Here is a 21,721-nt window from a genome sequence, read left to right on the forward strand (position 1 = left end):
CGCTGCACGGAGCGCCCCTCACGGGGTGAAACCGGGCAGGCTGCGCCCGAGCCAGGTGAGCGCCGTCGGGAGCTCGCTCGCCCACAGCTGCTCGCGGTGGCCCCCGGTCTTGAGCAGGTCCGTCGTCACCGACAGGGGGCTGTGCACCACCTTGAGAAACGCCGCCGTCGGCGGGTAGGAGTAGCCGTCCTTCTTGCTCGACTGGATCCACATGGCCAGCGGCGGTGGGTGGTGCCGGATCCGGCGCGTCAGGTCGTAGCCGGCGGGCAGGGTGCTGCCGAAGGGACGGTAGGCGCGGGGGAACTCGGGGATGAAGGCCCCGCTGAAGACGATGGCACCGCTGAACACGTCGGGGTGGCGCAGCCCCAGCATCGCCGCGCACCAGCCGCCCTCGGAGTACCCGGCCACCGCCCACGACCCACGCGCCGTGTCCACGTGGAAGTGGCTCGCCACGAACTCGGGCACGTCGGTGGCCAGCCAGGTCTCGATCTGCGGGGTGCCGGCGGGGCCGTTGACGCACTCGCCGTCGACGCCGTACGGCACGTTGATCTGGGGCATGACGACGAGCGCGGGCCGGATGGCGCGAGCGGCCACGCGCCCGTCCAGCGAGGGCTGCAGGTCCATGCCGGTGAGCCACGAGTCCACGGTCCCGGGGTAGCCGTGCAGCGCCTCGATGACCGGGTACCGGGTCGTGGAGGTCGGCGAGTACCCCGCCGGCAGCAGGATCGACAGCTGGCCGCGGATCCCGCTGTGTGTGCCGGTCACGGTGAGGTGCTGGACCCGTTGGCCGTTGACGGGCAGGGCCGTGAACGTCGTGCCGGGGTGCAGCCCCTGCCCGAGCCGGGCGCCGGCCGCGGCCCGGGCCGAGGCGCCGTGGTGGGTCACGGTGACCGGCGCCTGCGCCCCCGCCAGGTCGGACCAGCTGACGTAGAAGCCGAAGTGGTCGTTGAGCGCGGCGCCGACGAGCGCGACCACGAGGAGGTTGAGGACGAGCAGGGCCCCGCCCCGGGCGCCGGTCTCGGCCCACCGGTGCCGCAGGCGGGGCAGACCTGCCGTGAGCAGGGCGAAGACCCCGACCACGAGGGCACCCAGGACCACGAGCAGGCTCGTCGACGTCAGGGACACCTCGCACCCCCGGCCGCTCCGTCGTGCCGAAGCGCTGCCGGACGCACCGTCCGCACCCGTCGAGCCCGCATGGGGGCAGCGTGCGCCGGCACACCTGAACGGTTGTTGAGCGCCTCAGGCGGCGCAGGCCGCGCACGGCTGGCCGACAGCGCGGCATACGATGCCCGCGTGAGCACCATGACGGACGCCTCCCCCGCCACCCCCCTCCCCCTGCTCGTGCTCGGCCGCGGGCGGGAGCTGCACACCGAGCGCGGGGTCGAGTGCCCGGGCGACCTGCCCGCACCGTCGGACCCCGGTCTCGTCGAGCGCGCCCGCGCGGCGAAGGCGGCCCTCGGCGACCGCGTCTTCGTCCTGGGGCACCACTACCAGCGGGACGAGGTCATCGAGTTCGCCGACGTCACCGGCGACTCGTTCAAGCTGGCCAGGGACGCGGCGGCCCGCCCGGACGCGCCGTACATCGTCTTCTGCGGTGTGCACTTCATGGCCGAGTCGGCCGACATCCTCACCGGCGACGACCAGACCGTGATCCTCCCCGACCTCGCAGCCGGGTGCTCGATGGCCGACATGGCTGCCATCCGGCAGGTCGAGGACGCCTGGGACGACCTCGTCGAGGCCGGGGTCGCGGACCGCACCGTCCCGGTGACCTACATGAACTCCTCCGCCGCGATCAAGGCCTTCACCGGGCGCCACGGCGGCACGATCTGCACGTCCTCCAACGCGAAGACGGCGCTCGGCTGGGCGCTGGCGGAGAAGGGTGAGGGCGGCAAGGTGCTCTTCCTCCCCGACCAGCACCTGGGGCGCAACACCTTCGTGCGCGACCTCGGCGGGTCCCTCGACGGCTGCGTGGTCTTCGACCCGCACCAGCCGATGGGCGGGCTCACCCGCGCCGAGCTGGAGGACGCGACGATGATCCTCTGGCGCGGCCACTGCTCGGTGCACGGCCGGTTCACCCTCGAGGCCGTCGAGCAGGCGCGCCGCCAGATCCCCGACGTGAAGGTCATCGTGCACCCCGAGTGCCGCCACGAGGTCGTCGAGGCGGCGGACGAGGTCGGCTCCACCGAGAAGATCATCAAGACCATCGCATCGGCCCCCGACGGCACGTCCTGGGTGGTCGGCACCGAGCTCAACCTCGTGCGTCGCCTCGGCGCGATGTTCCCCCGGCAGAAGATCGCCTTCCTCGAGAAGAACGTCTGCTACTGCTCGACGATGAACCGCATCGACCTTCCCCACCTCGTGTGGGCACTCGAGTCGCTCGTCGAGGGCCGGGTGGTCAACCCGATCCGCGTCGACCCCGAGGTCGCCCACCACGCCCGGGTCGCCCTCGACCGGATGCTGGCGCTCCCGGGCGAGACCGCCAAGGACTAGTCCTCCTGCGGGAGGACGCCGCACTGCACCGAGCGCAGACTGGGTGACCTGTACGGATGGGCCGCAGGGCACGCCGTACCGCAGTCTCCACAGCACTCCGGTGGCGTGCACCACATCCGGGGGGCGGGTCCGGCCGACTCATCCCGGCCACGGCACCTGCCACGGGGGGCTGTCCCCGTCACCGGCCGTGGGGGCGGTTCGGTGGCGGGGACCGCACACCTTGAGGGGTGGTCAGCGCCCCCGGCGGGCGCCTGCGCGGCTGCCGGCGGAGAACGCCGCAGCGCCACCGGACGAGCCACCGGACCCGGTGGAGGTGGAGTACGCGGTCGTGGACCCACCCATGGGGCGGCCACCGGAGCGCTGGCCGCCGGAACCCTTGCCTGCCGGCCGCTGCTGGCCACCGGCACCCTGTCCGCTGCCGGCCTGGCGACCGCCGCGGCCGCCACCGGTGCGCGAACCGCCGCCGGTCCGGGCGCCGCCGCCGGTGCGCGAACCCTCGGCGGGACGGCCGCCGCCGGAGCGACCGGAGCCGCGGCGAGGCTGGCCGCCGCCGCTGCGGCCGGCGGGCTGCGCGGGGGCCACCAGCGTGAGGCCACCGGTGGTCACGCGCTCACCCGGCGCGACCTCGAGGAGCATCGGGTGACCGACGCCGAGGCGCGTGGTCTTGGCACGGATGCCGGCCTTGTTGGTCAGCATGCGCACGTCGGCGACCTGGTCATCGGTCATCAGGGTGATGACCGTGCCGTCGTTGCCCGCGCGGGCCGTGCGACCGGACCGGTGGAGGTAGGCCTTGTGCTCGACCGGCGGGTCGGCGTGGATCACGAGCGACACGTCGTCGACGTGGATGCCACGGGCCGCGATGTCGGTGGCGACCAGCGTGGACGCCTTGCCCTCGTGGAACGCCGCCATGTTGCGGTCGCGCGCGCCCTGGCCGAGGTTGCCGTGCAGCTCGACCGCGGGGACGCCGGAGGCGTTGAGCTGCTTGGCGAGCTTCTTGGCGCCGTGCTTGGTGCGGGTGAAGACGACCTTGCGACCCGGCGCCGAGGTGAGGTCGAGCAGCACGTCGAGGCGCGCGTCGCGGTGCACGTGGAAGATGTGGTGCGCCATGGTCGAGACCGGCGACTGCGCCGAATCAGCCTGGTGCGTCACGGGATTCGAGAGGTAGCGCTTGACGATGACGTCGATGCCGGCGTCGAGCGTGGCCGAGAACAGCAACCGCTGCCCCTGCTTGGGCGTCTTGTCCATGATGCGCTTCACGCCGGGCAGGAAGCCCAGGTCGGCCATGTGGTCGGCCTCGTCGAGGACGGTCACCTCGACCCCGTCGAGGGTGAGGGCTCCCTGCTGGAGCAGGTCCTCGAGGCGACCGGGGCAGGCCAGGACGACGTCGACGCCCCGGCGCAGGGCCGACACCTGCGGGTTCTGGCCGACACCGCCGAAGATCGTCAGCGAGGTGATGCCCAGGGGCTCGGCGAGGGGCGCCATGGCCGCCTGGATCTGGGTGACGAGCTCACGCGTGGGCGCGAGCACCAGGGCGCGGGGGCGCTTGGGCTGCCGGCCTGCCTTGCCCGCGGCCAGGCGGGCGAGCATGGGCAGCACGAAGGCGTAGGTCTTGCCGGAGCCGGTCCGGCCGCGGCCGAGGACGTCCCGGCCGGCGAGGGAGTCGGGCAGCGTCGCGGCCTGGATGGGGGTGGGAACCGTGATGCCGCGGGCGGCGAGGACGGTGGCCAGGGCGTCGGGGACGCCGAGGCTCGGGAAGGTGGTGTCGACAGACACAGGTGGGTACTCCAGAACAGTCAAAGGGGTGTTCCGCCCGGCGCGACCCGACACTGGGTTCGCAGCGCAAGAGCATGATCACGTGCCACGGCCCGAGGCAGAACTGTGCGGGCCGGTGCCCCCACCCTATCGGTCCCCGGGCCCCTGCCCTGACACGTGCCCCCTCCGCGGCGGCCGTCGTGCCGGGTCAGGAGGTGGGGAGCTCCTCGACGGTGAGGGTGAAGCCACGCGCGCGCAGCCGCTCGACGAGGGCGTCCCCCATCGCCGTGGCGGGCGTGAGAACGCCTGCGGCACGGGGCAACCGGTCACCGTCGAGGGCGAGCGACAGCGCCGACTCCCCGAACATGACGGCCGTCGCGGCATACCCGGGGTCCCCCTGGGCACTCACGGTCGCGACGTAGCGACCACCGGTCTCGGTGGTGCTGCGCAACCTCATCGAGAACCACCCGGAGCGCCGCGCCTGCTCGCTGGGTCCGTCGCCGGGCGACGGTGCGAGCCGGTCGACGAGGGAGCGGGTGCGTCGGTCCGCCATGGCCCGCAGCGCGAGACCCAGTGCGGCGCTCTGCAGGAGGGCCCGACGACGCCCACGCCAGCCGCGGCCGTACGCGTTGACCTCCCGGTAGCGGAACCGACGGCCGTAGGCGTGGCAGAGAAGAGCGTTGCTGCGCCTCACGATCCGCGAGTTGAACTGGGCCATGACGAACGGTCCCACCCAGTCGCCCGTCTCGGCGTCCTCGAACACGGTGGTGACGTCGCGCTGCCGGCCGAGGTCCGGCTCGGCGGCGCGGTCGGGGCTCAAGGCGTACGGGTCGAACAGCACCTTGAGGGCCTTGCGGTCCGCCTCGACGGCCTCCAGCTGGGCCCGCGACGAGTCGATGGTGCCGCCGCTCAGGCCACCCTTGGCGCGGGCGTGCAGCGTGGTGTCGAGCAGGGCACCGGCGGCGTCGTGGCGGGCCCTCTGGTGGAGCAGGTGGACACCGAGGTCCGAGGGGACCGAGTCGTAGCCGCAGGCCGTGACGATGCGGGCCCCGGTCGACCGGGCGAGGGAGTCGCACGCGTCGATGACCTTGCGCACGAACAGCACCTCGCCGGTGAGGTCCGCGTAGTGGGTGCCCTGGCGGGCGCAGGCGAGGGCAAGCGGGAGGCCGTACCGCAGGTAGGGGCCCACGGTCGTCGCGACGACCGTGGTCGAGGCGGCCAGCTCCTCGAGCGCCGACTGGTCCGTGGCGTCGGCGACCAGGAGCGGCCAGTCACGGGCGGACTGCGGAAGCTCGGCCCGCACCGCCTCCAAGCGGGCCCGCGACCGGCCCGCGAGGGCGATGCGGGTGCCCGCCGGGGCGTGCCCGGCGAGGTACTCGGCCACGAGGCGACCGACGAACCCCGTGGCGCCGTAGACCACGACGTCGTGGGTGCGGCCGCTCACGGCCGGCCCTCGGCGGCGACGGCCTCGCCGTCGCGCACCGGCCCCGGTGGGGTGCCGTCACCGAACGGCCGGCCGCCGAGTGCCTCGCGCCCGTGCTCGGTCAGCCAGCCGGACAGGTCCGGTCCGGCGGGAACGATCCCCGTGGGGTTGATGTCGTGGTGGACGACGTAGTAGTGCCGCTTGATCTGCGCGAAGTCCGTGGTGTCACCGAACCCGGGCGTCTGGAAGAGGTCTCGGGCGTAGGCCCACAGCACGGGCATCTCGCTCAGCTTGGACCGGTTGCACTTGAAGTGGCCGTGGTAGACCGGGTCGAACCGGGCCAGCGTCGTGAACAGCCGCACGTCGGCCTCGGTGATCGAGTCGCCCATGAGGTAGCGCCGGTCGGACAGCCGGTCCTCCAGCCAGTCCAGGGCGGTGAAGAGGCGGTCGTACGCCTGGTCGTACGCCTCCTGCGTCCCGGCGAACCCGCACCGGTAGACCCCGTTGTTGACCTCGGTGTAGACCCGCTTCATCACCTCGTCCATCTCCTCGCGCAGCGCCTCCGGGTAGAGGTCCGGCGCGCCCTCGCGGTGGTGGGCCCGCCACTGCGTGGAGAAGTCGAGGGTCATCCGGGCGAAGTCGTTGGTGACGACCTTGCCGCTCGCGACCTCGACGAGGGCCGGCACGGTGATGCCGCGCGGGTAGCCCGGCTGCCGCGCCTCGTAGGCGTCCTTCAGCCGCGGGATGCCGAGCACCGGGTCGACACCGCCCGGGTCGAGGTCGAACGTCCAGCTGTCCTGGTCGTGCGTCGGGCCGCACAGCCCCAGCGAGATGGCGTCCTCGAGCCCGAGCAGGCGCCGCACGATGATGGTGCGGTTGGCCCAGGGGCATGCCCGCGCCGCCACGAGCCGGTAGCGGCCAGCCTCCACCGGCCACTCCCCCGCCCCCTCACCGGACTCGGTGACGCGGTCGTCGATGTAGCGGGTGTCGCGCTCGAACGACGGCTCGACGTAGCCCTTGCCCCTGCTCTCAGCCATGGGCACGAACCTAACCGGACCCGGCCGGCCGCGCAGGGCGGCGTACGGCGCGGCGTACGGCGCGGCGTCAGCGGGGCATGGCCCCCAGGCGGGCCAGGAGCAGCGCCTCGGCGGCGCAGACCTTCTCGAACTCGCCGAGGTGCAGCGACTCGTTCGCGCCGTGGGCGCGGGTGTCGGGGTCCTCGACACCGGTGACGAGGATCGCCGCCTGCGGGAACTTCTCCGCGAAGGCCGCGACGAAGGGGATCGAGCCCCCCACGCCGATGTCGACGGGCTCGACGCCCCAGGCGTCCGTGAACGCGGCGCGGGCCTGGTCGTAGACCGGCCCGTCGGCGTCGGCGGCGAAGCCCGAGCCCTGGTCGTCGAGGTGCACCTCGACCTTGGCCCCCCAGGGGGTGTTGGCCTCGACGTGCCGCTGCACCGCGGCGTACGCGTCCATCGGGTCCTCGTCGGGGGCGAGGCGGATGGACACCTTGGCGCTGGCGTTGGGCACGAGCGTGTTGGACGACCGGGCCACCGAGGGGGCGTCGATGCCGATGACCGTGGCCGTGGGCTTGGCCCAGATGCGGTCGAGCAGCGAGCCGGTGCCGATCACCTCGACGCCGTCGAGCAGGCCGGACTCCTCACGCAGTCGGGGCTCGTCGAAGTCGAGGTCGCTCGCCGTACCCGAGCGCAGCCCCGCGATGGCGACGTCACCGGCGTCGTCGTGCAGGGTGGCGAGGAGGCGCACCAGGGCCGTGATCGCGTCCGGCACCGCGCCTCCGAACATGCCCGAGTGGACGCCGTGGTCCAGGGTCGTGACGGTGACGACGACGCGGATCAGGCCACGCAGCGTCGTGGTGAGGGCGGGCTCGCCGATCGCCCAGTTGGTGGAGTCCGCCAGGACGATGGCGTCGGCGCGCAGCTTGTCGCCGTGCCGCTCGAGGATCGTGGGGAGCGAGTCGGAGCCGATCTCCTCCTCGCCCTCGACGAACACGGTCACGCCCACGGGCAGCGAGCCGCGGTGGGCGCGCAGCGCGGCGAGGTGGGCCATGATCCCGGCCTTGTCGTCGGCCGCGCCGCGGCCGTAGAGCCGCCCGTCGCGCTCGGTCGGCTCGAACGGAGCGCTGTCCCAGTCCTTGTCGTCCCCGGGGGGCTGCACGTCGTGGTGGGCGTAGAGCATCACGGTCGGCGCGCCCTCGGGACCGTCGATGTGCCCGATGACCGCCGGCCGGCCGCCCTCGCGGACGACCTCGACCTCGAGGCCCTCGGCGCGCAGCAGCTCGGCGGTCGCCTGCGCACTGGCCTCCACGTGGGCCTGGTCGAAGGCGTCGAGGCTCACGCTCGGGATGCGGGTGAGGGCCTCGAGGTCGGCGCGCAGGCCGGGCATGAGGCCGGCCACCGTGGCCTTGAGGGCAGAAACCTGGTCGGGGCTCAGAACGTCGTCGGTCACGGCGGGGAGCCTAACGGGCAGCCGGCGGGGATTCCGGGGAAGGTGCCCACGCGGCATACAGTGGGCACGTGTTCGGACGCCAGAAGACCCTCAACGAGCAGCAGACCTCCACGCTCGACCGCGCGCCCCGCGAGGGCGCCAAGAACCGGCCCACGCCCAAGCGGCGGGACCAGGAGGCGGCCCGCAAGCGTCCCCTCGTCGTCGCCGACCGCAAGGAGGCGAAGAACCTCGACCGCGCCAAGCGCCGCGAGGCGGCCCTGCTGCAGCGCCAGGCCATGGCCACCGGTGACGACGCCCACCTGCCTGCCCGTGACAAGGGGCCGGTGCGTCGCTACATCCGCGACTACGTGGACGCGCGCTGGAACCTCGGCGAGGTCATGCTCCCGGTGATGATCGTCGTGCTGGCGCTGTCGTTCCTGCGCCTGCCGTGGGTCTTCGCCGTCGTCTCGATCGGCGTCTACGGCCTGCTGTTCGCCGCCGCGATCGACTCGTGGCTCATGTGGCGCCGGCTCAAGCAGCGCCTGGTCGCGAAGTTCGGTGCCGACAAGGTGGGCCGCGGCCTGGCCATGTACGCCGTGATGCGCGGCTTCCAGATCCGCCGCTCGCGCATGCCGCGCGCCCTCGTCAAGCGCGGGGACTTCCCCGCCTGACCGGCCGCGTCCTACTCGGCGGCGCGCAGGCTCATCGGCCCGTAGACGACGGTGCCCTCGTGGTGCAGGACGACGGCGTCGACACCCGTCCCGGCCAGCTCGTGCCAGGACTCGCCGAACCAGTTCTCGGCGTCCGACTGCGACGGGAACGCCGTGGTCACCAGCTGCTCACCCGACATCTCCCGGCCGTCGGCGTCGAGATAGGTCCACGTCCACGCTTCGCTCATGACGCCACTCTAGGCGGCTGCCCGGACCGCCACCCCGCCGCGCGCTTTGACACCCGCGGGACCGGCTGCGACGGTTCGGCGTTGTGATCGTCCTCGACCGGGTGAGCGTGGCGTACGGCGCGCAGCCGGCGCTGCGCGACGTGACGCTCGAGGTCCCCGAGGGCGAGCTGGTCCTCGTGGTGGGCCCCACCGGGTCGGGCAAGACGTCACTGCTGCGGTGCCTCGGCGACGGTGACCACGGCCGCCTGGCCGTGACCTCGGGACGCATCACCGTCGACGGCGTCGACCCGCGCGAGCTCGACGCCGTCACCCTCGCGGCCCGGGTGGGTTGGGTCCCGCAGGACCCGGCGTCGGGGTTCGGCGCCGAGACCGTCCAGGGCGAGGTCGCGCGGCACGCCGCCGCAGGGGCCCATGACTCCCACGGTGGGCAGCGCCGCGTCGAGGAGACCCTCGACCTGCTCGCCCTGACGCCGCTGCGCGGACGCCCCCTCGACCGGCTGTCCGGCGGGGAGCAGCAGCGCGTCGCCATCGCCTCGGCCCTCGTGGCGGGGCCACGCGTCCTGGTGCTCGACGAGCCCACGTCGGCCCTGGACCCGGTCGCCGCCGAGGACGTCCTGGCCACCCTGCACCGGCTGGTGCACGACGTCGGCGTCACCGTGCTGCTGTCCGAGCACCGCCTCGAGCGCGTCGTGCACCACGCCGACGCGGTCCTGCTCATCGGCGACGGCGGGACGAGTGGGCTGCTCGACCCGGCGCAGGCCATGGCGGTCTCGGCGGTCCACCCCCCGCTCGTCGCCCTCGGCAGGGCGCTCGGGTGGACTCCGCTCCCCCTTTCGGTCCGCGACGCCCGTCGCACGGCGCGCGGCCTGGCCGACGCCCTCGACGCGCCCCGGCCGTCGGCGGCCCCCGTCGCAGCCCCGGCACGACCGTCAGCACCGGGCGCGCCGGTCATCTCCACCACCGGCCTCGGCGTCGTCCTCGACGGCGCGGTGGCCCTGCGGGGTGTGGACCTCGCGGTGTCTGCCGGTGAGGTCGTGGCCCTGATGGGGCGCAACGGCGCCGGCAAGTCGACCCTGCTGCACGCGCTGACGGGCGACCTGCGACCCACCACTGGTCACGTGCGCACGCACCCGACGGGGAGGAGCGGTGGACCCGTGCAGCGCTCCCTGTCGCCGCAGGACCCCACCGCGGTCCTGGGCCTGGCGCCGCCCGACCAGACGGTCCCCGAGCTCTTGGACGCTGCCGACCGGGAGGGTGATCTGGAGCAGGGGGCGACCGCCAACGTGCTGCGCGACCTCGCCCCGGACGTCGACACCGCCCGGCGCCCCGGAGAGCTGTCGCAGGGGCAGCAGATGTGCCTGGTCCTCGCGACCGTCCTCGCCCGGAGGGCAGAGCTCACGGTGCTCGACGAGCCGACCCGCGGGCTGGACTACGGCGCCAAGGCCCGTCTCGCGGCCGTGCTGCGGCGTGCCGCGCAGGACGGGGCCGCCCTGGTCGTCGCGACCCACGACGTGGAGCTCGCCGCTGAGGTCGCCACCCGAGTGGTGGTGCTCGCCGAGGGCGAGGTGGTCGCGGACGGCCCGAGCACCACGGTCCTGCTCGACTCCCCCGCGTTCGCCCCCCAGGTCGCCAAGGTCGTGCGGCCCCTGCCGTTCCTCACCGTGGACGCCCTCGTGAGCGCCCTGCGCGAACGCCGCTCCTGACGAGCGGCTCAGCTCCCGGACGGCCCGGCCGGTGGTCCCGCCTCGATCCTCCGGCGGACCTCCGCGAGACCGTGGGGTCCCGGCGGCACGCTCCACCAGCTCTCCACCCACCACGTCGCCCCAGCCTCCTGCCAGTCGGCCGGTGTGCCCTCGAGCTGCACGAACTCGCCCGAGCTGTCGGCCTCGACCACGACGTCGTAGCCGTCCCAGGGCAGGCCTGCGTCCTCGCGCATCCCGCGCACGGTCCGGACGACGCGGCCGTAGGTCTCCAGGTCGACCGCCGCGCCCGGCTCCAGCGGCTCGTCCCCGACGACCGACACGAGCAGGCCGTCCCAGCGAGCCGCCCGCTCCAGGGAGGGCTGCCGCGTCCGTCCTCGACGGAAGGCACCCACCAGCCAGATCGGCGGGTGTGGTCGCTGGGCGGGTGGCGGTGGTCCGGGCGGGCCACCCTGGCCGGTCGGGCCGACGGAGAAGTGTCGTCCGTCGAAGGTGAGCTCCTCGTCGGCGAGCAGGCCACTGAGCACCGCCAGCCCCTCGTCGAGCTTCTCCGCGCGCAGCCGCCTGCCCTCGTCGGGCTCGAACCGGGTCCAGCCCGGGTGCAGCGCGCCGAGCCCGGCGCACATGACCACCCGCCCACCGCTGAGCCGGTCGACCGTGCCCATCATCGAGGCGAGGTCCCAGGGGCGGTGGCGCGAGACCGGGGTGAGGAGGGTCCCGAGCCGGATGCGTGACGTGGTCATCGCGGCCGCACCGAGCGTCACCCACGCGTGCACGCCGAACAGCGACTCCCACGTGAACACGCCGTCCCAGCCCCGCTGCTCCCCCAGCGCGGCGAGCTCGGCGAACTCCCGCGCGTCGGCGAACGGCACCACGAACCCGTACCTCATCCCGTCACGGTAGCGAGCACCACCGACAGCGGCGGTGGACCGCGACGGCGCGAGGGTCAGGCCCGGCGGACCTCGGGCTCGAGGACGACCTCCGACGTCAGCGAGCTCGCGACGTAGCACTCCTCGTGGGCCTCGTGCAGCAGCTGCACGACAACCCCCGCGTCGACCTCCCCCCGCACCGTAACCACAGGTCGCAGCACGATCCGCGTCACCCGCAGCGGCACCGAGTCCGGCGGCATCTCGCCGGTCGCGTCGTCGGCGTAGCCGACCACGTCCACCCCGGCCCGGGCCGCCACCGCGAGGAAGGACAGCAGCTGGCAGGACGACGCCGCGAGGACGAGCAGCTGCTCGGGGTTGGGCAGGTCGGCGTCGCCACGGAAGTGCGGGTCCGCGGACAGGTCCAGGCCCTCGGTCGCCGGGGGCATGGAGGCCGAGTGGGCGCGGGGGTAGACGCGGTACCCCGCGCCGGTCGAGCCCTCCCAGCGCACCTGCGCGCGGTAGGCGTGCGGCGCCATGCCGATGCGGCCCTCAGCCCTCGCGCACGTCGACGGTGACGAAGGGCGGCTTCACGACGGTGGCCGGCACCTCGCGGCCGCGCACGTCGATGACCACCTCGTCACCCTCGGCGACCGACGGCTTCAGGAGCGCGAGCGCGATGCCGTTGCGCAGGGTGGGGCTGAACGTCCCCGACGTCACCTCGCCCACGACCTCGCCGTCGACCTTGACCTCGCAGTGGGCACGCGGGATCCCGCGGCCGGTGGCGAGCAGCCCCCAGGCGACCCGGGCGGGGCCGGCTGCCTTCTCGGCGACGAGCGCGTCCTTGCCCCAGAAGGTGTCCTTCTTCCAGCCGACCGCCCAGCCGACGCGGGCCTGGACCGGCGTGATCGAGCGGGAGAGCTCGTTGCCGTGGAGGGCGTACCCCATCTCGGTGCGCAGGGTGTCGCGCGCGCCGAGCCCGCAGGGCAGGCCGTCGTAGGGCTTCGCGGCCTCGACGAGGGCGTCCCACAGCTCCCCGGCCACGTCCCACGCGGGCACGAGCTCGTAGCCGCGCTCGCCGGTGTAGCCGGTGCGGCAGACGATGACGGGCAGGCCGTTCCAGTCCGTCTCGACGAACGACATGTACTCGTGCCCCGAGGGAAGGCCGAGGGCGTCGAGCACCTCGTCGGACTTCGTGCCCTGGACCGCGATGACGCCGTAGGACTCGTGCAGGTCCTCGACGACGATGCCCTCCGGGGCGGCGGCGGCCAGCAGCCGGACGACCTCGGCGGTGTTGGCGGCGTTGGGGATGAGGAAGACGTCGTCGTCGCTGCGCAGGTAGGCGATGAGGTCGTCGACGACCCCGCCGTCCTCGTCGCAGCACAGGGTGTACTGCGCCTTGCCCTCGTGGATGCGCCCGAGGTCGTTGGCCAGGCAGGAGTTGACGAACTCGCGGGCGCCGGGTCCGGAGACGCGGGCCTTGCCGAGGTGCGACACGTCGAAGAGGCCGACCGAGGTCCGGACCGCGGTGTGCTCGCGGACGACACCGCCGCCGGGGTACTCGATCGGCATCTCCCAGCCGCCGAAGTCCGCCATCTTGGCCCCGAGGGCCACGTGCCGGTCGTGCAGGGGCGAGGTCTTCAGGGCTGCGTCGCTCATGGGCCGAACGCTACCGTCCTCCCGAGCAGTGTCTCGACGGCACAGATATCCTGCGCGCAGCAGGGTCCACCCCCCATACCTCGAAGGATGCGAACGTGACCACCGTCAGCGTTTCCGACCGTCCCGCCCACGACCTCAAGGCGGACGCCCTCGTCCTCGGCACGGTCGCCGGCGAGCGCTCCGCCGCCTTGGCGGCAGGACACGGCCTCCCCCGCGAGGCCGAGAGCCACCTCGTGGCCCAGCTCGCAGCCCTGCACGCGACGGGCAAGGCCGAGGAGGTCGTGACGGTCGCGGCCGTACCGGGCGTCGCTGCCGGCCGCGTGGTTCTCACCGGGCTCGGCTCGGCCGCTGACGGCACCGCGTTCGGCGACGAGGTGCTGCGCCGCGCGGCTGGCGCCGCCGTGCGTTCGCTCAAGAACGCCGCGAAGGTCGTCGTGGCGCTGCCCGCCGAGGGTGTCGCCGGGGTGGCCGCGGTCGCCGAGGGCGCGGCCCTCGGGGCCTACCGGTACGCAGGCGTGCGCGGCCCGAAGAAGGACCCGAAGGGCGCCAAGGCCGGCGGCGACGCGGTGAGCACGGTCACCGTCGTGACGTCCGACGCCAAGGTCAAGGCGGTCAAGGCCGCCGCGACCCGGGCCGCCGTCCTCGCCGACGCGAAGGCCTACGCGCGGGACCTCGTCAACACCCCGCCGAACCTGCTGTTCCCCCAGTCGTTCGCCGACTCGGTCAAGGCCCGCAGCAGTGCCGGCAAGGCCAAGGTCACCGTCAAGGTGCTCGACGAGAAGGCTCTCGAGAAGGGCGGCTTCGGCGGCATCGTCGGCGTCGGCCAGGGCTCGGTGCGCCCGCCCCGCATCGTCACGCTGACGTGGGCACCGGCCAAGGCCAGCCACTCGGTGGCCCTGGTGGGCAAGGGCATCACGTTCGACTCCGGTGGCCTGTGCATCAAGCCCCCGGCGTCGATGCTCAGCATGAAGTCGGACATGGCGGGTGCCGCTGCGGTCGCCGCCACCGTGTTCGCTGCCGCCGAGCTCGGCCTGCCGGTCGCCGTCACCGGCTACCTGTGCCTCGCCGAGAACATGCCCAGCGGCTCGGCCCAGCGCCCCGGCGACGTCGTGACGATGCGCAACGGCACAACCGTGGAGGTCATCGACACCGACGCGGAGGGCCGCATGGTCCTCGGTGACGGCATCTGCCTCGCGGGTGAGTCGGCCCCCGACGCCATCGTCGACATCGCGACCCTGACCGGGGCCCAGATGGTCGCCCTCGGCGCGCGCGTGGCCGGGATCATGGCGAACGACGACGCCTTCCGCGACCGCGTTCGTGCCGCCGCCGACACCGCGGGCGAGGCGGCCTGGCCGATGCCCCTGCCGGAGGACCTGCGCCCCCAGCTCGAGTCGTCGGTCGCCGACCTCTCCCACAAGGGCGAGCGCTGGGGCGGGATGCTGACCGCAGGCCTGTTCCTCGGCGAGTTCGTCACCGAGGGCACGCCGTGGGCCCACGTCGACATCGCCGGGCCCTCCTTCAACGAGGGCTCGCCGTGGGGCTACACCCCCAAGGGCGCCACCGGGTTCGGGGTGGGCACGCTGCTCTCGCTCGTGGAGGGCTACGCAGGCTGACCCACAGCACGCAGGAGGGGCCCGTCCGATACGGACGGGCCCCTCCTGCGTCGTGGGATCGGCTGTCGCCAGCCGCTCAGCCGCCGCTCTTGCGCCGGAACATCTGCTGCGTCGCCGAGGTGGCCGCACCCTGGGCGTGGTCGACCTTGCCGTGCTCGTGGTCGTCGGAGACGTCCTTGCCGGCGTGCGAACGCTTCTTGTCCAGGGCCTCCCGGAACTTGCGCTTCATCTCGTCGCTGGGACCGACGCCCTGCGACCCTGCGCCTTCGGACTTGGCCATGGTGACTCCTGCTCCTCGTCGGGAGCGGGCCGCGTACGGACCCGCCGGAGCCCCAGCCTCGCACCTCGCGCGGGCACGGCACCACCGCGTATCCGGCGTGGCGCCGGGCGATGTCACGGCGCCGTCGGCAGCCCCCCGTCAAGACCGCGTGAACGGGCCCGCGCGGCTCAGCCCTTCTTGCGCTGGCGCGAGTTCCACTCGCGCATGCGGTTGGGGTACCCGGTCTGCAGCACGTCGTAGACCGGGACACCGAGGCTCGCGGCGAGGTCGAAGGCGGACTGCCGGGTGCCGGCCGCGCGCCGCGTCCACTCGCCGTCGTGGGCGATGAGGATGACGGTCGTCGCCGTGACGTTCGTGGGCGGCTCGACGTACGCCTCCACCCCGCGACGGCTGGCGGCGAAGTCCGCCAGGTGCTTGCGCACCGCGCGCTGGTCCACCGCCATGTTGGGTCCGTCCGAGGGCCCACGACCCGGGCCCTTGCGCCCCCGCTTCCACCACGCCATGGCCCAACGATACGGGGCGGCGACCCTCCCGGGCGGTCATCCGGTCCCTGCGCGGCGTGCTGGTCGCGAACGCTGGACCTGCTTGCACCCCGCAGTCCAAACAGTGACAAGATGCTCTGTGTCGATCGCGTCTGGTCACGACCTGACCTCGCTGCCGGTCGTCAACGACCGTCCAGTGCCCACCACGCAAGGGAGCGAGCATGCCGGCTGACGCCGAGACCACCTTCGACGTCGTCATCCTGGGTGGAGGCAGTGGCGGCTACGCCTGCGCCTTCCGCGCGGCCGAGCTGGGCCTCAAGGTCGCACTCGTGGAGAAGGGCAAGCTCGGCGGCACCTGCCTGCACGTCGGCTGCATCCCCACCAAGGCGCTGCTCCACGCGGCCGAGGTGGCCGACACCGCCCGCGAGGGCTCGCAGTTCGGCGTGAAGTCGACGTTCGAGTCCGTCGACATGTCCGGCGTCAACGCCTACAAGGACGGCGTCGTCGGGCGGCTCTACAAGGGACTGCAGGGCCTGGCCAAGGCACACCAGATCGAGCTCGTCGAGGGCGAGGGACGGCTCGTCGACCGCTCCACCGTCGAGGTCGACGGGCGCCGCATCACCGGCCGCAACGTCGTCCTCGCCACCGGTTCCTACGCGAAGTCGCTGCCGGGTCTCGAGATCGGCGGCCGCATCATGACGAGCGAGCAGGCGCTGTCCCTCGACTTCGTGCCGCCGCGCGTCGTGGTCCTCGGTGGTGGCGTCATCGGCGTCGAGTTCGCCTCCGTCTTCCGCTCCTTCGGTTCCGAGGTCACCATCGTCGAGGCGCTGCCGCGGCTCGTGGCCGCCGAGGACGAGGCGATCTCCAAGACGCTCGAGCGCTCGTTCCGCAAGCGCAAGATCGCCTTCAGGACCGGCGTGAAGTTCTCCGGTGCCACCCAGTCCGGCGACACCGTGACCGTGTCGCTCGAGGACGGGGCGTCGATCGAGGCCGACCTGCTGCTCGTCGCCGTCGGCCGCGGTCCGGTCACCGACGGGCTCGGGTACGCCGAGGCCGGGGTGAAGCTCGACCGTGGGTTCGTCACGACCGACGAGCGCCTGCGCACCGGCGTCGAGGGCGTGTACGCCGTGGGCGACATCGTCCCGGGCCTGCAGCTCGCGCACCGCGGCTTCGCCCAGGGCATCTTCGTCGCCGAGGAGATCGCCGGCCTGTCCCCCAACCCGATCGACGAGCTGGGGATCCCGCGCGTCACCTACTGCGACCCCGAGATCGCCTCCGTCGGCCTGACCGAGGCGCAGGCACGCGAGAAGCACGGCGAGGTCGAGACCTACGAGTACAACCTGGGCGGCAACGGCAAGTCCCAGATCCTGCAGACGCAGGGCTTCGTCAAGCTCGTCCGCGAGAAGGACGGCCCGGTCGTCGGTGTCCACATGATCGGCGCCCGCATGGGTGAGCAGATCGGCGAGGCCCAGCTGATCTACAACTGGGAGGCGTTCCCCGAGGACGTCGCCGCGCTGGTCCACGCGCACCCGACGCAGAACGAGGCGCTGGGTGAGGCCCACCTCGCCCTCGCCGGCAAGCCCCTGCACGCCCACAGCTAGACCTACTGCTGATCCGCCAGCGAACACGAAACAAGGAGATAGAGGCACATGTCTGAACGCGTGACCATGCCGGCCCTGGGTGAGTCGGTCACCGAAGGCACCGTGACGCGCTGGCTGAAGAACGTCGGCGACACCGTCGAGGTCGACGAGCCACTGCTCGAGGTGTCCACCGACAAGGTCGACACCGAGATCCCCTCGCCCGTCGCCGGCGTGCTGCAGGAGATCCTCGCGCAGGAGGACGACACCGTGCCGGTCGGCGCCGACCTGGCCGTCGTCGGTGACGGCAGCGGCGGTTCGGACAGCAGCGACCAGGGTGGCCAGCAGGACGCGGGCGAACAGCCGTCGCAGGAGCAGGCCTCGGCCGAGTCGCAGGAGCCCCCGGCGGAGGCCCCCTCGACCGAGCAGGCCCCGCAGGAGTCGACGTCCGAGCCCGAGCAGAGCCAGCAGCAGGACGCTGCGCCGGAGGGCGGTTCGGGAGACGGCGCCTCCGGCGAGACCGTGACCATGCCCGCGCTCGGAGAGTCCGTGACCGAGGGCACCGTGACCCGTTGGCTCAAGGCCGAGGGCGACACCGTGGAGGTCGACGAGCCGCTGCTCGAGGTCTCCACCGACAAGGTCGACACCGAGATCCCCTCGCCGTTCGCCGGCACGCTGACCAAGATCCTCGTGCAGGAGGACGACACCGTCCCCGTGGGCGGGGACCTCGCCGTCATCGGCGGCTCCGGTTCGTCCGGCGGCTCCGGCGACAGCGCTCCCGCTGCCGAGGCCCCGAAGGAGGAGCCGAAGCAGGAGCAGGCTCCGGCGCCCCAGGCCGCCGAGCAGCCGAAGCAGGAGGCACCCAGGGAGGAGCCGCAGCAGGAGGCCCCGAAGCAGGAGGCTCCCCAGGCTGCTCCCGCCCCGCAGGCCGCTCCCCAGCAGCAGGCCCCCGCGCCCCAGGCGTCGGGCGACGCCCAGGACGCCTCCGCGTACGTCACGCCGCTGGTGCGCAAGCTCGCCGCCGAGAACAAGGTCGACCTCGGGTCGCTCAAGGGCACCGGTGTCGGCGGTCGCATCCGCAAGCAGGACGTGCTCGACGCCGCCCGGGCCGCCGAGGAGGCCGCCAAGGCAGCGTCGGCGCCCGCCCCGGTTGCGGCTCCCGCCGCTCCGGCAGCCCCTGCCGCGTCGTCCGCTCCCTCTGCTGGCGGCGCAGCCGTGTCGCCCAAGCGCGGGACCACCGAGAAGATGTCGCGACTGCGCCAGACCATCGCCAAGCGCATGGTCGAGTCGCTGCAGGTCTCCGCACAGCTGACCACGGTCGTCGAGGTCGACGTCACCAAGATCGCCCGCCTGCGGGCCAAGGCGAAGTCGGAGTTCGAGCAGCGCGAGGGCACCAAGCTCAGCTTCCTGCCGTTCTTCGCCCTCGCTGCGGTCGAGGCGCTCAAGGCCCACCCCGCGGTCAACTCCAGCGTCGAGGGCACCGAGGTGACCTACCACGGCACGGAGAACCTCGGCGTGGCCGTCGACACCGAGCGGGGCCTGCTGGTCCCGGTGATCAAGGACGCCGGCGACCTCAACATCGCCGGGCTGGCCCGCAAGATCGCCGACCTCGCCGAGCGCACCCGTACCAACAAGATCGGGCCCGACGAGCTCGGCGGCGGCACGTTCACGCTGACCAACACCGGCAGCCGCGGCGCGCTCTTCGACACCCCGATCATCAACCAGCCCAACGTCGCCATCCTCGGCACCGGCGCGGTCGTCAAGCGCCCGGTCGTCGTGTCCGACGGCGAGGGCGGCGAGACGATCGCCATCCGCTCGATGGTCTACCTGGCCCTGTCCTACGACCACCGCGTCGTCGACGGTGCGGACGCCGCGCGCTTCCTCACCACGATGAAGTCGCGGCTCGAGGACGGCCACTTCGAGTCCGACCTCGGTCTCTGACCCACCCCGGCCGGGGCCCTGCGGGGCTCCGGCCACACACCTGAGCGCAGGGAGTGACATGCCGCAGCGCGTTGCCATCACCGGTTCCTCCGGACTGATCGGCAGCGCGCTGTCGGCGTTCCTGCGCGGTCGCGGCGACGAGGTGGCGCGCCTCGTGCGTCGCCCCGTCGAGGGGCCCGACGAGGTGCGCTGGGACCCGGCTGCGCACCTGCTCGCTCCGGGCGACCTGTCCGGCGTCACCGCCGTGGTGCACCTGGCCGGCGCCGGGGTGGGCGACCACCGCTGGACGCCGTCCTACCAGCAGCAGATCCTCGGCTCGCGGGTCGACGGCACGCAGACGGTCGCCAAGGCCCTCGCCGACCTCGGTGAGCCCGTCCGGCTCGTGAGCGGCTCGGCCGTGGGGGTCTACGGCGACCGCGGTGACGAGGTGCTCACCGAGGAGTCCAGCTTCGGCGACGGCTTCCTCAGCGAGGTCGTCCGCGCCTGGGAGGCCGCCGCCGAACCGGCCCGCCAGGCCGGGCTCGCCGTCGCCCACCCGCGCACCGGCATCGTGCTGTCACCCGACGGCGGGGCGCTCGCCCGGATGCTGCCGCTCGCGCGGCTCGGCATCCTCGGGCCCCTGGGCAGCGGGAAGCAGTGGTGGCCCTGGATCTCGTTGCGCGACACCGTCGCTGCCCTCGCACACCTCGTCGACCACCCCGAGGTCGTGGGCCCGGTCAACCTCGTCGCGCCGCAGCCGGACCGGCAGCTGGACATCGCCCGGGCCCTGGGCAGGCAGCTCCACCGCCCGGCGGTGTTCCCGGCGCCTGCGTTCGGGATCAAGCTGGTCCTCGGCGGGTTCTCCGACGAGATCCTCACGAGCAAGCGCGTCGTCGCCGAGCGGCTCACCGCTTCCGGGTTCGTCCACGCCGACCCGACCGTCGACGCGGCACTGCGCTGGGCGCTGGCGCAGGAGTCCCGCGACTAGGACCCCGCTCCCGTCGCGCCGGGAGGCCCTGTCGCACCCGCGCCGCTGACGGCCTCGACCCGGTCGACGAGCCAACGGCCGTGCGTCCAGACCAGGGCGAACCTGAGCCGCTGGCCCCCCACCGCGGACCTCGTGCTCGTCTCGCCGGCCGCGACGACGCGGTATGCCGTCGTGTCCACCACCGCCTCCACCGTCGCCGACCGCTGGGCCACCCGCATGGCCTCGGCTCGTCGGACGAGAAGCCGGACGCCCTCGTAGGCCCTGCCTGCCTCCCTGAGGTCGGCCAACGTCGCGGAGTCTGCCGCGAGGGCGGGCGAGCCGGGGGCGTCGAGACGGGCCAGGTCGGCCACCGACGACGACTGCATGGCCCGGGCACGCAGGTCCGACAGGGCCTGCATGAGGCGCACCGGCTGGTTGCTCGGGGCCCGTGGGTCGACCAAGGGGTCCCGGGCGGACGCGGTGCCGGCGCCGGAGCGACTCACCGGGACCACCGCGTCCTCGCGCCCCTCGTGGGGCGTCAGCCACGAGGGCGCCGGGATCGTCCCCGCTGCCATGAGGCCGGCCGTGCCCAGCACGACCAAGAGGGTCGCGAGGCTCGCCAGGGCTCGCCCCGTCTGCCCCCGGAACCGCGGGAGGCACCCCAGCAACCGTCCGCGCACCACCCGCAGCCGTGCCGACCGTCGCACGCGCCGGTCCGCCACCGGACCCGGGGCCGCTGCAGGTGACGGGGCGCTGCGGAGGCGGTGCGTGAGCATCGAGGTCTCGTCGGACCCCACCACGAGGCGCAGGGGCTCGCAGGCGGCTGAGTCGAAGTAGGCGAGCGCGAGCTCGGCGGCAGTTGGCCGCTGCGCCGGGTCACCCCGCAGGGCCTGCTTCGTCGCCTCGATCCACGCCGGCGGCAGGCCGGGCACGAGGGACTCCAGGGCAGGGCGCAGCGCAGCCGGCCCCGGGGGCGAGCCGGTCACGCAGCACCAGGCCAGGGCACCCACGGCATACACGTCGGCTGCGGCACCGACCACGCCGCCGTCGAGGACCTCGGGGGCGACGAAGCCGTCGGTGCCGTGCACATCCCCCGGGAGCTCACCAGCAAGCCGCGCGACCCCGAGGTCGCCCAGCAGGGGGCGCCCCGAACGCTCGAGCAGGACGTTGGCCGGGCTGACGTCCCCGTGCACCACACCGAGGGCGTGCAGCCCCGCGAGGGTCCGTGCGACCGGCGCCAGGACGGTGACCGACTCCCCCACGCTGAGCCGGCCGCGGGCACGCACCACCCGATCCAGCGAGCCACCCCCGACGTGGTCGAGCACGAGCGCGACGGACTCGGACCCGTCCTCGGCGAGCACGAGCGCCTCGTGGAATCCCACCAGCCCCTCGACGTCGACCCGCGCCAGGACGGCGAGCTCGCGCGCCGCCGCAGCGGCCTCGTCACCGTCCCCCGTGGCGACCAGCTTGACCGCGCAGGGCGTGCCGTCCGCCTCCCGGGTGGCTGCCCACACCGTGCCCGTGCCGCCGACGCCGAGCCGCTCCCCCAGGCGGTAGCCCGGCACCCGGGGCGGGCTCGCCGGCCGTGCGTCGCTGCCTTCCGTCAGTGCCATCCGGCAAGTCTGCCGAGGGCGGACCCGATGCCC

The 21,721-nt window shown here is 73.5% G+C and carries 19 protein-coding genes; 7 read left to right on the plus strand and 12 right to left on the minus strand.

Annotation, left to right across the window (positions count from 1 at the left end; genetic code table 11):
* Positions 1-18: 18 nt before the first annotated feature.
* Positions 19-1,125, minus strand: coding sequence for an alpha/beta hydrolase (locus ABEA42_RS05645; RefSeq protein ID WP_345501734.1), 1,107 nt, complete (start codon positions 1,123-1,125; stop codon positions 19-21).
* A 177-nt stretch (positions 1,126-1,302) separates the two neighbouring features.
* Here ABEA42_RS05645 and nadA point away from each other — a divergent pair, with 177 nt between their 5' ends.
* Positions 1,303-2,490 (plus strand): quinolinate synthase NadA, encoded by a 1,188-nt coding sequence (gene nadA, locus ABEA42_RS05650; RefSeq protein WP_345502605.1) that lies wholly within the window; start codon positions 1,303-1,305, stop codon positions 2,488-2,490.
* A gap of 231 nt (positions 2,491-2,721) precedes the next feature.
* Here the strand turns inward: nadA and ABEA42_RS05655 are convergent, their stop codons facing one another.
* The 4 genes from ABEA42_RS05655 to ABEA42_RS05670 form a co-directional block, all read right to left on the minus strand.
* On the minus strand, positions 2,722-4,263 hold the full coding sequence (locus ABEA42_RS05655) for a DEAD/DEAH box helicase (protein WP_345501736.1): 1,542 nt from the start codon (positions 4,261-4,263) through the stop codon (positions 2,722-2,724).
* Between the two features lie 187 nt (positions 4,264-4,450).
* Positions 4,451-5,686, minus strand: a complete 1,236-nt coding sequence (locus tag ABEA42_RS05660) for a saccharopine dehydrogenase family protein (protein WP_345501737.1) — start codon at positions 5,684-5,686, stop codon at positions 4,451-4,453.
* The gene (locus ABEA42_RS05665; RefSeq protein ID WP_345501739.1) at positions 5,683-6,702 is read right to left on the minus strand and encodes a glutathione S-transferase family protein; all 1,020 of its coding nucleotides are present in this window, start codon (positions 6,700-6,702) and stop codon (positions 5,683-5,685) included. Before ABEA42_RS05665 ends, ABEA42_RS05660 begins: the two co-directional genes overlap by 4 nt.
* 67 nt (positions 6,703-6,769) lie before the next feature.
* Positions 6,770-8,134, minus strand: a complete 1,365-nt coding sequence (locus ABEA42_RS05670; RefSeq protein WP_345501741.1) for a dipeptidase — start codon at positions 8,132-8,134, stop codon at positions 6,770-6,772.
* A gap of 68 nt (positions 8,135-8,202) precedes the next feature.
* Between ABEA42_RS05670 and ABEA42_RS05675 the strand changes: the two genes are divergently transcribed.
* Entirely contained in the window at positions 8,203-8,784 is a 582-nt protein-coding gene (locus ABEA42_RS05675) for a DUF3043 domain-containing protein (RefSeq protein ID WP_345501743.1), read from the plus strand.
* Positions 8,785-8,795: 11 nt separating this feature from the next.
* On the opposite strand, the gene ABEA42_RS05680 is transcribed toward ABEA42_RS05675, so the two are convergent.
* Positions 8,796-9,011, minus strand: coding sequence for a hypothetical protein (locus ABEA42_RS05680; RefSeq protein ID WP_345501744.1), 216 nt, complete (start codon positions 9,009-9,011; stop codon positions 8,796-8,798).
* A gap of 83 nt (positions 9,012-9,094) precedes the next feature.
* Here ABEA42_RS05680 and ABEA42_RS05685 point away from each other — a divergent pair, with 83 nt between their 5' ends.
* Positions 9,095-10,714, plus strand: a complete 1,620-nt coding sequence (locus ABEA42_RS05685; protein ID WP_345501745.1) for an ABC transporter ATP-binding protein — start codon at positions 9,095-9,097, stop codon at positions 10,712-10,714.
* Between the two features lie 8 nt (positions 10,715-10,722).
* Here the strand turns inward: ABEA42_RS05685 and ABEA42_RS05690 are convergent, their stop codons facing one another.
* From ABEA42_RS05690 to gcvT, 3 genes are read right to left on the minus strand one after another with little or no spacing between them, the layout of a single operon-like run.
* Positions 10,723-11,601, minus strand: a complete 879-nt coding sequence (locus ABEA42_RS05690) for an LLM class flavin-dependent oxidoreductase (RefSeq protein WP_345501746.1) — start codon at positions 11,599-11,601, stop codon at positions 10,723-10,725.
* A gap of 56 nt (positions 11,602-11,657) precedes the next feature.
* The gene (locus ABEA42_RS05695; RefSeq protein WP_345501747.1) at positions 11,658-12,116 is read right to left on the minus strand and encodes an OsmC family protein; all 459 of its coding nucleotides are present in this window, start codon (positions 12,114-12,116) and stop codon (positions 11,658-11,660) included.
* Positions 12,117-12,129: 13 nt separating this feature from the next.
* Positions 12,130-13,236 carry a glycine cleavage system aminomethyltransferase GcvT gene (gene gcvT / locus ABEA42_RS05700; RefSeq protein WP_345501748.1) on the minus strand — a complete coding sequence of 369 codons (1,107 nt, stop codon included), beginning with the start codon at positions 13,234-13,236 and terminating at the stop codon, positions 12,130-12,132.
* 95 nt (positions 13,237-13,331) lie between these two features.
* Between gcvT and ABEA42_RS05705 the strand changes: the two genes are divergently transcribed.
* Entirely contained in the window at positions 13,332-14,849 is a 1,518-nt protein-coding gene (locus tag ABEA42_RS05705) for a leucyl aminopeptidase (protein WP_345501750.1), read from the plus strand.
* Between the two features lie 76 nt (positions 14,850-14,925).
* Here ABEA42_RS05705 and ABEA42_RS05710 read toward each other — a convergent pair whose 3' ends face one another.
* Positions 14,926-15,129: a DUF5302 domain-containing protein gene (locus ABEA42_RS05710; protein WP_345501751.1), complete on the minus strand. Its 204-nt coding sequence runs from the start codon at positions 15,127-15,129 to the stop codon at positions 14,926-14,928.
* Between the two features lie 167 nt (positions 15,130-15,296).
* Entirely contained in the window at positions 15,297-15,632 is a 336-nt protein-coding gene (locus ABEA42_RS05715; RefSeq protein WP_345501753.1) for a hypothetical protein, read from the minus strand.
* A 200-nt stretch (positions 15,633-15,832) separates the two neighbouring features.
* Between ABEA42_RS05715 and lpdA the strand changes: the two genes are divergently transcribed.
* The 3 genes from lpdA to ABEA42_RS05730 are packed head-to-tail and all read left to right on the plus strand — an operon-like array spanning position 15,833 to position 20,096.
* A complete protein-coding gene (lpdA, locus tag ABEA42_RS05720) occupies positions 15,833-17,212 on the plus strand; it encodes a dihydrolipoyl dehydrogenase (protein ID WP_345501754.1) in 1,380 nt (459 codons plus the stop codon).
* Positions 17,213-17,260: 48 nt separating this feature from the next.
* The gene (gene sucB / locus ABEA42_RS05725; protein ID WP_345501755.1) at positions 17,261-19,129 is read left to right on the plus strand and encodes a 2-oxoglutarate dehydrogenase, E2 component, dihydrolipoamide succinyltransferase; all 1,869 of its coding nucleotides are present in this window, start codon (positions 17,261-17,263) and stop codon (positions 19,127-19,129) included.
* Positions 19,130-19,187: 58 nt separating this feature from the next.
* Positions 19,188-20,096, plus strand: coding sequence for a TIGR01777 family oxidoreductase (locus ABEA42_RS05730; protein WP_345501756.1), 909 nt, complete (start codon positions 19,188-19,190; stop codon positions 20,094-20,096).
* Here ABEA42_RS05730 and ABEA42_RS05735 read toward each other — a convergent pair.
* Positions 20,093-21,688, minus strand: coding sequence for a serine/threonine-protein kinase (locus ABEA42_RS05735; protein ID WP_345501757.1), 1,596 nt, complete (start codon positions 21,686-21,688; stop codon positions 20,093-20,095). The two genes, ABEA42_RS05730 and ABEA42_RS05735, sit on opposite strands and share 4 nt — an antisense overlap.
* Between the last annotated feature and the right edge of the window lie 33 nt (positions 21,689-21,721).

The sequence above is a fragment of the Pedococcus ginsenosidimutans genome (genome assembly GCF_039544395.1).
GTDB classification, from domain to species: domain Bacteria; phylum Actinomycetota; class Actinomycetes; order Actinomycetales; family Dermatophilaceae; genus Pedococcus; species Pedococcus ginsenosidimutans.